The organism is Clostridium sp. Marseille-P2415 (assembly GCF_900155545.1).
GTDB lineage: Bacteria > Bacillota > Clostridia > Lachnospirales > Lachnospiraceae > Lacrimispora.
On sequence record NZ_LT732526.1, the window covers coordinates 1,578,645 to 1,592,313 of the forward strand.

Annotated in this window: 13 protein-coding genes; 8 read left to right on the forward strand and 5 right to left on the reverse strand. The window is 50.1% G+C overall.

Going from position 1 to position 13,669, the window contains the following annotated elements:
* Positions 1-53: 53 nt before the first annotated feature.
* Complete coding sequence (gene nirJ2 / locus BQ9856_RS12210) at positions 54-1,145, reverse strand: putative heme d1 biosynthesis radical SAM protein NirJ2 (RefSeq protein WP_077611282.1); 1,092 nt, start codon at positions 1,143-1,145, stop codon at positions 54-56.
* A 314-nt stretch (positions 1,146-1,459) separates the two neighbouring features.
* Between nirJ2 and BQ9856_RS12215 the strand changes: the two genes are divergently transcribed.
* The 8 genes from BQ9856_RS12215 (at position 1,460) to sufU (ending at position 9,574) form a co-directional block, all read left to right on the forward strand.
* Complete coding sequence (locus BQ9856_RS12215) at positions 1,460-2,713, forward strand: ABC transporter substrate-binding protein (RefSeq protein WP_077611283.1); 1,254 nt, start codon at positions 1,460-1,462, stop codon at positions 2,711-2,713.
* A complete protein-coding gene (locus tag BQ9856_RS12220) occupies positions 2,710-3,411 on the forward strand; it encodes a GTP-binding protein (RefSeq protein ID WP_077611284.1) in 702 nt (233 codons plus the stop codon). Before BQ9856_RS12215 ends, BQ9856_RS12220 begins: the two co-directional genes overlap by 4 nt.
* Complete coding sequence (locus BQ9856_RS12225; protein WP_077611285.1) at positions 3,408-4,421, forward strand: ATP-binding cassette domain-containing protein; 1,014 nt, start codon at positions 3,408-3,410, stop codon at positions 4,419-4,421. Before BQ9856_RS12220 ends, BQ9856_RS12225 begins: the two co-directional genes overlap by 4 nt.
* Before the next feature lie 238 nt (positions 4,422-4,659).
* Positions 4,660-5,424 carry a Fe-S cluster assembly ATPase SufC gene (gene sufC, locus BQ9856_RS12230; protein ID WP_077611286.1) on the forward strand — a complete coding sequence of 255 codons (765 nt, stop codon included), beginning with the start codon at positions 4,660-4,662 and terminating at the stop codon, positions 5,422-5,424.
* A complete protein-coding gene (sufB, locus tag BQ9856_RS12235; protein ID WP_077611287.1) occupies positions 5,411-6,829 on the forward strand; it encodes a Fe-S cluster assembly protein SufB in 1,419 nt (472 codons plus the stop codon). Before sufC ends, sufB begins: the two co-directional genes overlap by 14 nt.
* A gap of 16 nt (positions 6,830-6,845) precedes the next feature.
* Positions 6,846-7,934, forward strand: a complete 1,089-nt coding sequence (locus BQ9856_RS12240) for a SufB/SufD family protein (protein ID WP_077611288.1) — start codon at positions 6,846-6,848, stop codon at positions 7,932-7,934.
* Positions 7,915-9,135 (forward strand): aminotransferase class V-fold PLP-dependent enzyme, encoded by a 1,221-nt coding sequence (locus BQ9856_RS12245; protein WP_077611289.1) that lies wholly within the window; start codon positions 7,915-7,917, stop codon positions 9,133-9,135. The genes BQ9856_RS12240 and BQ9856_RS12245 overlap by 20 nt, the downstream gene beginning before the upstream one ends.
* The gene (gene sufU / locus BQ9856_RS12250) at positions 9,125-9,574 is read left to right on the forward strand and encodes a Fe-S cluster assembly sulfur transfer protein SufU (RefSeq protein ID WP_077611290.1); all 450 of its coding nucleotides are present in this window, start codon (positions 9,125-9,127) and stop codon (positions 9,572-9,574) included. The genes BQ9856_RS12245 and sufU overlap by 11 nt, the downstream gene beginning before the upstream one ends.
* Positions 9,575-9,659: 85 nt before the next feature.
* Here sufU and BQ9856_RS12255 read toward each other — a convergent pair whose 3' ends face one another.
* Genes BQ9856_RS12255 through BQ9856_RS12270 form a run of 4 tightly spaced genes read right to left on the reverse strand, consistent with a single transcriptional unit; the run spans position 9,660 to position 13,544 of the window.
* The gene (locus BQ9856_RS12255; RefSeq protein ID WP_077611291.1) at positions 9,660-10,472 is read right to left on the reverse strand and encodes an ABC transporter ATP-binding protein; all 813 of its coding nucleotides are present in this window, start codon (positions 10,470-10,472) and stop codon (positions 9,660-9,662) included.
* Positions 10,469-11,503 carry a FecCD family ABC transporter permease gene (locus tag BQ9856_RS12260; RefSeq protein ID WP_077611292.1) on the reverse strand — a complete coding sequence of 345 codons (1,035 nt, stop codon included), beginning with the start codon at positions 11,501-11,503 and terminating at the stop codon, positions 10,469-10,471. Before BQ9856_RS12260 ends, BQ9856_RS12255 begins: the two co-directional genes overlap by 4 nt.
* Entirely contained in the window at positions 11,500-12,495 is a 996-nt protein-coding gene (locus BQ9856_RS12265; RefSeq protein ID WP_077611293.1) for a FecCD family ABC transporter permease, read from the reverse strand. Before BQ9856_RS12265 ends, BQ9856_RS12260 begins: the two co-directional genes overlap by 4 nt.
* The gene (locus BQ9856_RS12270; RefSeq protein WP_077611294.1) at positions 12,492-13,544 is read right to left on the reverse strand and encodes an iron-siderophore ABC transporter substrate-binding protein; all 1,053 of its coding nucleotides are present in this window, start codon (positions 13,542-13,544) and stop codon (positions 12,492-12,494) included. Before BQ9856_RS12270 ends, BQ9856_RS12265 begins: the two co-directional genes overlap by 4 nt.
* Positions 13,545-13,669: the final 125 nt, after the last annotated feature.

Sequence of the window (13,669 nt, forward strand, 5' to 3'; positions counted from 1 at the left end):
ATTTTCGTATTATATTATAATCGAAATATATACTTTCCCGTAATAAATGTCAACTATAAATCGTTTGAGAATTGTTCTATTTTTTCATTGTCTTCATCCGGCGTAAGCTGACAAATGTCGAATTTGGCCTGACGATTAGTATTATCCGCAGAAAAGAACAACTGTCTCCCATAGGCGCAATAACTGTCTTCCGCCATATAATCTCCGTCATGATAATACCCCGCCCGTGCACGGCAGCCTCCGCACACGTTCCTGTAACCGCAGACACCACATGCCCCTTTATAATGCTTTGTGCGCAGATTCTCAAACAGTGAGCTGTTCTTCCAGATTTCATCAAACGGTTTTTCGCGGATATCTCCTGCTTCCTCAACCATATAAGCGCAGGGACGAACGATTCCTTCCGGGTTCACCACACAATAGGACAGTCCGGCAAGACAGCCTTTGGTAAAACGGGTTTTTACATCCATTTGTTTTGCCACTCTTGTAAATTGAGGGGCACAGGTTGGTTTTATATCAATGGGAACCTCTTTTTGTTTCGACATAATGGTTTGCAGCAGATTTTCATATTCCATAACTTCAAGAGAGGTTTCTTCCAGAAACTTCCCCCTGCCAACCGGGATCAGAAAAAATAAATAATTTGCTATTGCCCCCATTTTTACGCCAAAATCAATGATATCGCAGACTTCTTTTTGATTCCAGTCCATGATGGTGGTATGGATCTGAAAAGGTAAGCCGGCTTTTCTGCAATTTTCAATTCCCTCTAGGGTTAAGCGGAATGCCTCCTTGTTTCCCCTGAACAGGTTATGCTTCTGTTCATTTAAGCTGTCAAGGCTGATCCCCATGGTGACAGCGCCGCTGTCCTTTAATTTTTCTGCCGTCTCTTTTGTGATCAGCGTACCGTTGGTGCCAAAAACCGGCCGGAGGCCTGCACGTGCTGCGTAGGACACCAGAGTGTAGATATCCGGACGCATCAGCGGTTCCCCTCCGCTGAAAATCATGATTTTAAAACCTGCCCTGGCAATTTCATCAATCATTTTTTTTGCTTCATCCGTGGTTAATTCATTTGCTTTTTTATTGCCGGCATCCTGATAACAGTGTTTGCATTTTAGATTACACCGGTTTGTTGTCAGCCATGAAACAATCATATGTCTTCCCCTCATATCATATTTTTAATGGTTTTATTCTTTACATTGGGACATATATCCGTAATATATATGTCAAACGTTTGTCTGTTAGAATCAATCTCTTTTTGATGATTATGCCGTCATAAGCTGATTCATGCGGCCGGAAATCTGATGCAGTATAGGAGCCGCTGCATGGATATATAATAAATTATATCAACAGCATCCCATTATACGTTGTTTCTACAACAAACAAAACAGGAGCAATATGTTATGATGTATTTATCATTAAAAAAAACATCATATAAACTTTTTATCATTTTCAGAAAGGAAGAAAAATGTCACATTACTTAAAAGCTACCGATACCATTTATGATATAACAGAAAAATATCCTGAGACAATTGAACTGTTTGTTACAAACGGCTTTGAGAAGCTGAGCAACCCGGTCATGCGCCGCTCCCTGGGGAAAACCATTACTCTGGAAACGGCTTTATCCATGCGTAAGATAAATCAGGAGCTCTTCATAAAGAAGCTTGAGGAGGCCATTGAACAAAGCCTTCCAAATCCTTCTGCCGGTCTTTCTCCCATGAAAAAGGAAGACGGAGGCGACATTCGCATAGAAGGGGTTCTGCCCTGTCCCATCCGCCTTCCCCTGATGGAAAAATTTGAAGCCTGGATGGAATCTCAAAAAGATACGCTTGATTATAAGGTAGATTATAATTTGAAATCCGCCAATCTTGGGCTTGATGATGTCAAGGACCGCGTCATTGCCGCTGACGGCAATGCGGATGCCCTGTCCGATCTCTATTTATCTGCGGGCTTTGACCTGTTTTTTGACAAAAAACTCATGGGAGGCTATCGGGAGGCAGGCGAATTTGAAGATATTTCAGATGTGGAACAAATAAATCCTGATTTTGATAATGAAAGTATTTCATTAAAGGATCCCAAAAAGCAATACGCCATTATCGGTGTTGTTCCCGCCATTTTCATGGTAAATACTGCGGCGTTAGGCGATCGTCCTTTTCCTGAAACCTGGGCAGATTTAATGAAGCCCGAATTCGAAAACAGTATCAGCCTGCCCATGAGAGATTTGGACATGTTCAATGCATTTTTACTGCATATCCACCGGTATTATGGAGAAGACGGAGTTAAAAAAATGGGGAAAGCCCTTTTACGCAGCATGCATCCGGCCCAGATGGTAAAATCCCATATTTCAAAAGAAGGCAATCCGGCTCCCGCCGTATCCGTCACCCCTTACTTTTTTGCCAGTATGGCTGATAAAAAAGGCCCTATGCGTCCGGTCTGGCCCAGGGACGGTGCAATTATAAGCCCTATTTTTCTTCTGGCAAGGTCAAAAAACAGGGAAAAAATCAAACCCTTTGTGGATTTCCTCTATTCTAAGGAAATAGGAGAAATACTGTCCTCCAACGGAAAATTTCCCTCTACCAATCCATTGGTAGACAATCACTTAAGCCCGGAACAGAAATTCATGTGGGTCGGGTGGGATTATATCCACAGCCACGATATGGGTGAGCTGATCGCAGCCACGGAACACCTGTTTTATCATGCCTCAGAAAAGGAGTCCCTATGAATCTGATTATTTTTTCAGGCCCCCCTTCCTCCGGAAAAACCTCCGTGATCTTAAAAACCATAGCTTCCTTTCATAACAGAGCTTTAAAGGTCGGTGTGGTTAAATTTGACTGCCTGTATACGGATGATGACCTGGCCTATGAAAAAGCCGGCATACCGGTTAAAAAAGGGCTTTCCGGCGCCCTGTGTCCCGACCATTTCTTTGCCTCCAATATTGAAGAGGTGGTAAACTGGGGAAACCAGGAAAAGCTTGACCTGCTCATTACGGAATCTGCAGGCCTTTGCAACCGCTGCTCGCCTTATTTAAAAGGAATTAAGGGAGTCTGCGTGATCGACAACCTTTCAGGTATTAACACACCGAAAAAAATCGGACCCATGTTAAAATCCGCAGACTTTGTGGTCATAACAAAGGGGGATATCGTCTCCCAGGCAGAGCGCGAGGTCTTTGCTTCCTGTATAAGCTCCGTAAATCCCCGGGCAGTTACCATGCATGTAAACGGCCTGACCGGGCAGGGAGCCTACGAACTGGGAAGCCTTCTGTATGACGAAAACCAGAATATCGGATCCGTTCAGGGCATGCAGCTCCGCTTCCCAATGCCTTCTGCTCTTTGCTCCTACTGTCTTGGAGAAACAAGAATCGGAGAAGCATTTCAGATGGGTAACATTAAAAAAATAGATTTGGGGGCGGATAAGACATGATGGAATGGAGTTTAGACAAGCTGCTTGAGGAATATCCCTTTGCTGCTGCTTACTTTGAACAGAATAAGCTGGAGATTACCGGACACGGAGATAAGACCTTTAAGGAGTATTTAGAGCTTTTTACCGAAGAAGAGCTGGAGGACCGGGCCATCGACAAGGAAAAGCTTCTGTCGGATCTTCCCATCTATATAGAACAGATGCGCTCCTTTCTGGGACTGGAAACGGATCGTAAAGTTCTTTCCCTGACCATCCTGGCCGGGCATGATAAATCCGGCAATCCGGAAGGCTTCTCAGAGCTTACTGCAGAAACCTCACAGATCATTTCAATTGTAGGGCCTACCGGCTCCGGCAAAAGCCGCCTTTTGGCAGATATTGAATGGGCAGCCCAGAAGGATACTCCTACCGGACGCAGCATTCTGATCAACGGGAAAACCCCGGATAATAAATGGCGCTTTTCCTCCAATAACAGGCTGGTGGCACAGCTCTCCCAGAACATGAATTTTGTAATGGATCTTACCGTACAGGATTTTCTAAGGATGCATGCCGTCAGCCGTCTTGTGGAGGATCCCCAATCTGTCATAGAACAGATCATCCTGGCTGCAAATAAGCTTGCAGGGGAAAAATTTGACTTAAACACCCCTGTGACCAGCTTAAGCGGCGGTCAGTCCAGAGCATTGATGATCGCAGATACCGCGATCTTAAGCTCCTCTCCGATTGTGCTCATCGATGAAATCGAAAACGCGGGAATTGACCGTAAAAAGGCCCTTGAGCTCCTGGTCTCTTCCGATAAAATCGTCTTAATGGCTACCCATGATCCCCTTCTGGCTCTCATGGCCCATAAACGGATCGTCATAAAAAACGGCGGTATCAGCAAAGTGATCGTCACAAGTGAAGAGGAAAAGCTGCTGCTGGAGGAACTGGAAAAGATGGATTCCCTGATACAGACCGCGCGGCAGGAACTGCGCAAAGGAAGCACGCTGTCTGCCAGAACCTTAATGCCGGAAAAATAAAACAAATGAACTCAATGAGCGAAATATAATAGTGAGTAATCGTAAAAAAGGACTTTGCGAAAGGTCCTTTTTTATTTCTGATTCATTTCATACCGCCTGACCCGGATTAATAAAATAAAAAATTGAATTTAGGGTTGTAATTCATACCAAAAAGGTATAGTATGGATTATATGAAAAAATGTTAGCATTCGCTAACTAAATGACTGCCCGTTTCAGGGCACAAAGGAGGCTGATATGTATGAGCAGTCCGCTGCTTGAAATTCTAGATTTAAGCGTTGCCGTAGAGGACAAAGTAATTCTGGATGGCGTAAACCTTACCATCCGGCCCGGTGAGGTGCACGTACTGATGGGGCCCAACGGAACCGGAAAATCCACTCTGGTTTCCGCCATAATGGGCGATCCCCGGTACACCATCCTGAGAGGCCGGATCCTGTTGGAGGGCCGGGATATCACGGAGGAAAAGGCCGATGCCCGCGCCAGGGCAGGGGTTTTCTTATCCTTCCAGGCACCGGAGGAAATCCCCGGCGTCACATTGGAAAACTTCCTGCGCACTGCCCGGGGTGCGGTGGACGGCCGGCAGCCTAAGATCCTTAAGTTTCGCAAGGAGCTGCAGGAACAGATGGCTGCACTGGACATGGATCCGTCTTACGCCGAACGGTATCTCAATACAGGCTTTTCCGGCGGGGAGAAGAAAAAGGCGGAGATCCTGCAGATGCTGATGCTTCATCCCAGGCTGGCACTGCTTGATGAGACGGATTCCGGCCTGGACGTGGATGCAGTGCGCACAGTGACCAAAGGCATCCGCGCGTTCCGCACCGGCCGCAACGGCCTTTTGATCATCACCCACAACGCCAGGATTCTGGATGGCCTGGATGTCGATGTTGTCCATGTGCTGAATGGCGGCCGCATCGCCCGCACCGGAGAAAGGGAGCTGATCTCCAGGATCACAAAGAACGGCTTCGGTGTACTGGAGAAGGAGGTACGGTCCCATGAAAGACTTTGATCAGGAAAAAACACAGGTAGATGAGGTGGACCGCAGCATTTACGACATCTACGACAGGACGGATCCCTCCTTTGAGGTGGATTCCGGCCTGACAGCCGGGATTGTGGAGAAAATATCAGAAGAAAAACATGACCCGGAATGGATGCGGATCTTCCGCCTTAAATCTCTGGAAATCTATCAAAAAACACCCATGCCCTCCTGGGGCCCGCCGCTGGACGAGCTGGACATGGCTCATATCGTTACCTATGTCCGTCCCAAGACGGTCATGCGGACCCGTTGGTCCGATGTGCCGGATGATATCAAAAACACCTTTGAGCGGCTGGGGATCCCGAAAGCGGAACGTAAGTCCCTGGCCGGTGTAGGCGCCCAATACGATTCCGAGGTAGTCTACCATAACGTCCGGGCTGAGGTGGCCGCCCAGGGCGTGGTGTATACTGACATGGAAAGCGCTCTCACGGGGCCCTATGCCGATATGGTACGCAAGCACTTCATGCGCCTGGTGCATCCCTCGGATCATAAGTTTGCCGCACTGCATGGTGCAGTCTGGTCCGGCGGTTCTTTCGTCTATGTTCCACCGGGAGCATCTGTGGAGATCCCGCTGCAGTCCTATTTCCGGCTCAATGCGCCGGGCGCCGGCCAATTCGAGCACACGCTCATCATTGTAGGGGAAGATGCATATCTGCACTTCATTGAGGGCTGCTCCGCCCCCAAATATAACGTGGCAAACCTTCATGCCGGATGTGTGGAGCTGTACGTGGGAAAGAACGCCAGGATGCGCTATTCCACCATTGAAAACTGGTCCAAGAACATGTATAACCTCAACACCAAACGGGCAGAAGTCGAGGAAGGCGGTACCGTGGAATGGGTGTCCGGATCCTTCGGATCCCATACCTCTTATTTATATCCCATGAGCATTTTGAAAGGAGAAAATTCCCGCATGGAATTCACCGGGATCACCTTTGCCGGCGCGGGGCAGAACCTGGACACCGGAGCTAAGGTGATTCACGCCGCCCCCAACACTACCTCCCACATCACAACCAAATCCATATCCAGGGACGGAGGCATTTCCACCTTCCGCAGCGCCATTACAGTGGCCCCCCAGGCGGCGGGCAGCAGATCTGCCGTATCCTGTGAGTCGCTTATGCTGGACAGCCGCTCCCGTTCGGACACAATCCCTGTGATGGACATCCAGTGCGACGAAGTGGACGTGGGCCATGAGGCTAAGATCGGACGGATCAGCGAGACAGCCATCTTCTACCTGATGAGCCGGGGCTTATCCGAGGAGGACGCCCGGGCCCTGATCGTGGGCGGCTTTGCTGAGCCCATAGCCAAGGAACTGCCTTTGGAATATGCCGTAGAGATGAACAACCTGATCCATTTGGAAATGAAAGGCAGCATTGGCTGAAAGGAGGAACCGCAATATGAACACAAAAATCAACAGTCTGCCGGTTCCCACCTGGAACCGGCAGGGGGTCAACTGGGCAGAGCCAGACGCCGCGCTTCCGGAGGCAGCTCTTCCCGAAGGCGGGCAGGAACCTTTTGCCCCAGAAATGCCCCAGGGCGTCCGGCTGCTTAAGGACTTACCTGCCGAAGTATCCGCCATCCCGGGCGGGATGGGGGATGAGGTGGACCGCTTTGTAAAGAACGGCGCCGACAGGGTCTGCTATCTGCAGGCAGAGGGTGACGGGAAGGAACCGGTGACAATAACGCAGATGCTGGATACGGCCCGCCCTGTTATCCGGACACACTGGGGCATTGTGGCCAAACCGGGCAGCCGGCTTACGGTGGTGCAGGTGAACCGGGGCGATGCTGAAAACGGCATTCTGGCAAACCTTACCCAGATCCATGCAAAGGCCGGTGCCGTGGTCCGCCTGGTTCAGGTACAGCTGCTGGGAAACAGAAGCCGAAGCTGGGACTCTGTAGGCGCCCGGATCGGTGAGGGCGCCCGTGTGGAGCTGGTCCGGGCCGTGCTGGGAGGCAGCGTAGCCGCCTGCGGCTCCCTGGCTATGCTGGAAAGCCGGGGCGGGGAGTATGACCTGGACACGGCCTATTTCGGCGATGGAGAACAGTATCTGGATTTCAACGATATCGCAAAGCACACCGGCCGGGAAACCTTGTGCGAGATGCACACCGCCGGTGTTCTGGCCGGAAGGAGCTGCAAGATCCTGCGGGGCACCATCGACTTTTGCAGGGGAGCTGTCCGTTCCATAGGCCATGAAAATGAAACGGTACTGTTACTGAACCCTGCCGCCCGCAGCCGTACTGCGCCGCTGATCCTCTGCGGCGAGGAGCAGGTCGAGGGCCAGCACGCCGCCACCCTGGGACGGTTCGAGGAAAGGCAGCTTTATTATCTCTGTTCCCGGGGATTAAGCCCCGCCCAGGCCAAGCGGCTGATGGTAGAGGCACGCTTCGCACCGGTGTTTGACAAACTCCCGGACGAAGCCCTGCGCAGAGAAATTCTTGAAAACATCGGAAGGAGGCTGGACAGCCATGAAAACAATCCAGGATGATTTTCCCATCCTGGCCGTACCCGAAAACGGGAAACGGCTGATATATCTGGATAATGCAGCCACCACCCCGAAGCCCCTGCCGGTGCTTCGGGCAGTGGAGGAATATTACAGCCACGACAACGCCAATCCCCACCGGGGCGTCTACGAGCTGAGCGTCCGGGCTACCGATGCCCATGAGGGTGCCCGGAAAACGGTTGCAGAATTTTTAAATGCCGATCCGGATGAGATCATCTTCACTCAGAACACCACTGAGAGTCTTAACCTGACGGCCTACAGCTACGGCCTGGAATTCCTGACAAAAGGGGATGAGATCGCCCTCTCCGTAGCGGAGCACCACAGCAATCTGGTTCCCTGGCAGAGGGTGGCCAGGGCAACCGGGGCCAAACTGGTCTACATTTATCCCGGACCCGACGGCCGGCTGACAGAGGAGGAACTGGACAAAAAGATCACCTCCCGGACCCGGTTGGTAGCCATTGCCCAGGTGTCCAATGTCCTGGGGATCAAAGTGCCGGTGGAATCCATCGTCCGCCGGGCCCACGGCCAGGGGGCCGTGGTGGTACTGGACTGCGCCCAGAGTGCGCCCCACCTTCCGGTGGATGTAAAAGCGCTGGACGTGGATTTTGCCGCCTTTTCCGGCCATAAGCTCTACGCTCCCATGGGGATAGGGGTCCTGTACGGAAAAAAAGAGCTGCTGGAGAAAATGCCGCCCTTCTTAAGCGGCGGAGACATGATTTCCAGTGTTCATGAGCAAAGCGTTACCTATGCCGAAGTTCCCCGGTGCTTTGAGGCCGGCACCCGGAACGTTGGAGGGGAGGTGGGCTTAGCGGCAGCCATACGCTATATACAGTCTCTGGGCTGGGAAAAAATCCAGTCCCATGAGCAAAGCCTTATGGCCCGTGCGCTGGAGGGACTCTCGAAGCTCTCCCACGTGACGGTATACGGAGACCCCCGTCCCCAGGGGCGGTACGGCGTTATCTCCTTTAACGTAGAGGGAGTCCATCCCCACGATACAGCCACCGTGCTGGATGCCGACGGCATCACGGTCCGGGCCGGCCACCACTGTGCCCAGCCCCTCATGGACTTTTTGGGAATTAACGCATGCGTACGCGCCAGCTTCGCTGTCTGCAACACAGCGGAGGATGTGGATGCCTTTTTAAACAGCGTAGAAAATGTAAGGAGGTGGATGGGCCTTGGAGCTTGATGCTTTGTATAACCAGATCATTGTGGAAAACAGCCGCGCCCTCCAAAACCGCCACAAGGTGGAGGACGCCACAGCCGTACTGGAAGGCGTGAACCCCAGCTGCGGCGATGACATCACCCTGGAACTGCGGGTGAAAGACGGCATCATTGAGGACGCCGGTTTCATGGGGAACGGATGTGCCATCTCTCAGGCCTCCGCTTCCCTGATGATCGACTTGATCCTGGGCAGAACGGTGGATGAAGCCAAAAAACTTCTTCACACCTTCTTCGGCATGATTAAGGGTGATGTGACGGATGAAGGACAGTTGGAAGCGCTGGAGGAGGCTGTGGCACTGCAGGGCATCTCCCATTTGCCTGCCCGGGTCAAATGTGCCGTGCTTGCCTGGCATACCCTGGAGGAAGCCCTGGACGGTAAAAAAACAAAAACCGAAACACTGTGACGGATTCATTCTTATCTGTATAAAGAAAGGTACCGCCCAACAGCTACGAATCAGCTATTGGGCGGTACCCTTTTTTTCTTTCCGCCTATATTGGAGAAGTTGCGACATGATATCTTCCCTTAGGTACGATAAAAGGAGACCCGGAAACAGGATCCTCTGTTACCACACAGTCCAGTCCAAAAACCTGCTTGATCAGTTGTTCTGAAATAACTTCAGAAGGCTCTCCCTGAGCAATGAGGTTTCCTTTCCATACGGCAAAAATATAATCTGCATAGCGTGCGGATAAATTTATGTCATGAAGTACCATAACAATCGTTGTCCCTCTTTTCCGGTTCAAATCGGTTAACAAATCCAGAATTTCGATCTGATAGGTAATATCCAAAAAGGTGGTCGGTTCATCCAGAAGCAAAATGTCTGTCTGCTGTGCCAGTGCCATGGCGATCCATACCCTCTGGCGCTGGCCGCCCGACAATTCATCCACACTCCGGTTTGCAAGGCCTGTGATCCCCATGGTTTCCAATGCCTCTTCCACTGCTTCATAATCCTTTTTCCCCATGCCTTTTAAAAAACTCTGGTAAGGATACCGTCCTCTGGATACCAGATCTGAAACCGTGATTCCTTCCGGCACTACCGGTGACTGAGGCAATAACCCCAGCACCCTGGCCAGCTGCTTCGGAGGAATGGTGCTGATCTGCTTTCCATCAAGATAAACCTGGCCGGAAGCCGGTTTTATCAATCTGGCCAGGGTTTTTAACAGAGTTGATTTTCCACAGGCATTGGCACCGATGATTACACTTATTTTATGATTCGGTATCACCACATTCACATCATTCAGAATCATTTTTTTATCGTACCCGGCAATCAGATTGCCGGCCGATAATTCAGGTGTTTGTTTCATAATGCTCCTCCGCTTCTGTTCATGCGTATCAATAAGTAAATCAAATAGGGTGCGCCTAAAATTCCGGTAATAACCCCCACAGGAAAGCGGATATCAAAGGTATACTGCCCTATGAGATCTGCCAAAAGCACCAAAGCCGCCCCTGTCAGACCGGCAGGTATTGTATTGGATGAGCCCGCTCCTGCCAATCTGCCCGCTATGGGACCTGCCAGAAAGGAAACAAAAGCAATGGGTCCTGTTACAGCAGTTGCATATGCAATTAAGAAAACAGCACTTAAAACCAATACAAGCCTTGTCCGGTCTGTCCTTAATCCCAGCGTTACAGCAGAATGATCTCCCAGTTCAAGGATTTTTAACTGTCTGCCGAAGAAAATAAGGATCCAGCCAAACAGGAGCACAACGGAAAAAAGCCCGGGAATATCTTTCATCTGCATACCGTTTAAGCTGCCGCTGAGCCACCGGAACGCTGCCGGAACATCGTACTGACTGGCCCTTAAAAGCAAAAAGGATATTACCGCATTCAGCATAGCCTGTATTCCGATCCCGATAAGGATCAGCCTTCCGCCGGAAAAGCTGCCTCCCCTGGATAAAATATAGATCAGGACAGCCACCCCGATTCCCGATATAACCGCCGAAATGGAAACCACAGTTCCACTGACTTTCAATATAAGGAGGCAGAAAACCGCCGCAACGCTGGAACCGGAGGTGACTCCGATAATATCCGGACTTGCCAGCGGATTTCTTAACATGGTCTGAAACGTATTTCCCGCCATACCAAACGCCATACCCGCCAGCAGCCCGGAGAGCATCCGGGGCAGCCTTATTGTTCCGATTGCAAAGGCGGCTCCTTTTATCTGCTCCCCTAAAAGGACCCTAAAGATCACTGCCGGAGAATACGTCGTGTTTCCCAAATACAGCATAGCTCCGCAGAGAACCGCAGTAAAGACGGTCAGCAAAACAGATACTGCCAGGAACCGGACTTTTCTTTTATAAAAACCTGCTTTTACAATATTGAGATTATCATTTGTCATAATGAACGCACCTTCACTCTCATAGCAATCAAAATCAGAATCGGCGCTCCGAAAAATGCCGTAACAATTCCGGCTTCCAATTCCCCGGGATATCCAATGAGTCTGCCTATGATATCTGAAACGGTCAGAAGAATGGCCCCTCCTATTGCAGACATGGGGATCACATATCTCAAGTTTGGACCGCAAACGAGCCTCATGGTATGAGGAATCATCAGGCCCACAAATCCGATGGGACCTGCCAGAGCTGTTGTAGCACCGCATAGCAGTACTCCTGCCAAAGCCCCTGTAATTCTTACCAGCCCTGTATTTACACCAAGCCCTGTCGCCACATCATCGCCTAAGGAAAGGGCATTTAAAGCAGATGCTGATAAAATCCCAATGCTGAAACCGGCAGCCAGAAACGGAGAAACCGAAAGGATCCCTTCCCAGGTAGCTCCGCTGACACTGCCCGCCTGCCAGAACCGGAACGCATCCATAACGTCCGCTCTGGGCAGAATCACAGCGCTGACGAAAGAGGACAAAGCCGCACTGACCGCTGCACCTGCCAGCGCAAGTTTAATGGGAGTGGCACCTCCATATCCCATGGAACCTATTCTGTAAACAAAAGCAGCCGTTACCGCCGCTCCCGCTAAAGCAAACCATATGTACTGGCTTGCGGTATTGATATGAAAAAATGCGATTCCGCTTACCACAAACAGGGAAGCTCCGGTATTCACTCCCAAAATGCCGGGATCTGCAATGGGGTTACGGGTGACTGCCTGCATCAGAGCTCCGGAAACCCCGAGGGAAGCTCCTGCGAGAATACTGAAAACCGTTCTCGGAATACGTTCACGGACTACCAGCGAATCAAAGGATCCGCCTGAGTTCAATAAGGCTCCTATCACCTCTTGAAGCCCCACATTTCTTGAGCCAAGCGCAAGTGATGCAAAAACCGACAGAATAAGCCCAATTCCCCCGGCGCATAACAGTATGATTAATTTCTTTAGCTTCATTCTGCTTTATCCGCTGCCTCTCCGATCAGACTTAAGTATTCATCAATGGTTGCCGGTATGGAAAGGGCGCTCGGGTTCCCGGAAGCAGCCAGCGGAGTCCCCTCCGGTATCAATACCACAAACCCTCTCTTTACGGCGGGAATGGTTCCGATAAGCGGATCAGCCTGCAGTGCTTCCAGTAAGGATCCGTCGCCATAAGCAATGATAATATCGATATCGTCAAGAACATCTGCATTTTCAGCACTGATTTCTACAGAAAAACTTGCAGAGCTTTCTTCCAGTCTGTTTACGCTGTCAGGTACTTTCATTCCCAGATCCGTAAGATAGGCGGCCCTGGGATCTGTAAATAAGTAAATATAAAACTTGCCGAGGTCAGAGGGATTAAAATAGAAAAATGCAGCCTTTTTTCCTGCTATCTGAGGATAAGCAGCAGTTTTATCCGCTATCAGCTTTTCCAGGCCGGAAATCAGCTTCTCACCTTCTGCTTTCATGCCCATTCCTGCAGCATCCATGATAATCTGGTCACGCCAGGATGTCTGCCATGGAAGAGCCGGGTATGCGACAACAGGTGCTATTTCACTTAACATGTCATACTCTTCCTCTGTGATTCCGGAATATGATGCAAGAATCACATCAGGCTGCACATCACTGATGGCTTCGTAATCAAGGCCATCTGTATCATGAAAAAGAACCGGGTTCTCTACACCAAGATTTTTAAAACCTTCTGCTGTCCATGGCAATAATCCGCTGCCATCTGTTACTCCGTAATTGGCTTCGGAAATTCCTGCCGGAGTAACTCCCAGTGCCAACGGCACATCCTGATTCCCCCAGGATATGGTTGCAATTCTTTCCGGTTTGCTTTCGATTACGGTTTCTCCGAAGGCATGCTTTATCGTTATGGGATATTCCCTTTCGGCTTCATTGGAAGATGCCGGCGCTGCTGCCGTATCTTCCACAGCAGCTTCATGATTCCCGGATTTGCCCGCGCATGCGGTCAATGTCATAGCCAGCGCTGCAGCTAAAATACAACTCAGTTTTTTTAACTTCATAATCAAGCTCCTCTTTTATTCGTTGATGTTAGTCTATCCTAACTCAATTAGGTTATCAAACCGGAGCACCTTTGTCAAGTGACCAAAAATAGGATGATAGATATTATCAAGTTCTTTCTGAACTG

Excerpts from the sequence above, each read along its gene's own strand:
- nirJ2 (WP_077611282.1), bottom strand. The coding sequence starts at position 1,145 with ATGATTGTTTCATGGCTGACAACAAACCGGTGTAATCTAAAATGCAAA.
- BQ9856_RS12215 (WP_077611283.1), top strand. The coding sequence starts at position 1,460 with ATGTCACATTACTTAAAAGCTACCGATACCATTTATGATATAACAGAA.
- BQ9856_RS12220 (WP_077611284.1), top strand. The coding sequence starts at position 2,710 with ATGAATCTGATTATTTTTTCAGGCCCCCCTTCCTCCGGAAAAACCTCC.
- BQ9856_RS12225 (WP_077611285.1), top strand. The coding sequence starts at position 3,408 with ATGATGGAATGGAGTTTAGACAAGCTGCTTGAGGAATATCCCTTTGCT.
- sufC (WP_077611286.1), top strand. The coding sequence starts at position 4,660 with ATGAGCAGTCCGCTGCTTGAAATTCTAGATTTAAGCGTTGCCGTAGAG.
- sufB (WP_077611287.1), top strand. The coding sequence starts at position 5,411 with ATGAAAGACTTTGATCAGGAAAAAACACAGGTAGATGAGGTGGACCGC.
- BQ9856_RS12240 (WP_077611288.1), top strand. The coding sequence starts at position 6,846 with ATGAACACAAAAATCAACAGTCTGCCGGTTCCCACCTGGAACCGGCAG.
- BQ9856_RS12245 (WP_077611289.1), top strand. The coding sequence starts at position 7,915 with ATGAAAACAATCCAGGATGATTTTCCCATCCTGGCCGTACCCGAAAAC.
- BQ9856_RS12255 (WP_077611291.1), bottom strand. The coding sequence starts at position 10,472 with ATGAAACAAACACCTGAATTATCGGCCGGCAATCTGATTGCCGGGTAC.
- BQ9856_RS12260 (WP_077611292.1), bottom strand. The coding sequence starts at position 11,503 with ATGACAAATGATAATCTCAATATTGTAAAAGCAGGTTTTTATAAAAGA.
- BQ9856_RS12265 (WP_077611293.1), bottom strand. The coding sequence starts at position 12,495 with ATGAAGCTAAAGAAATTAATCATACTGTTATGCGCCGGGGGAATTGGG.
- BQ9856_RS12270 (WP_077611294.1), bottom strand. The coding sequence starts at position 13,544 with ATGAAGTTAAAAAAACTGAGTTGTATTTTAGCTGCAGCGCTGGCTATG.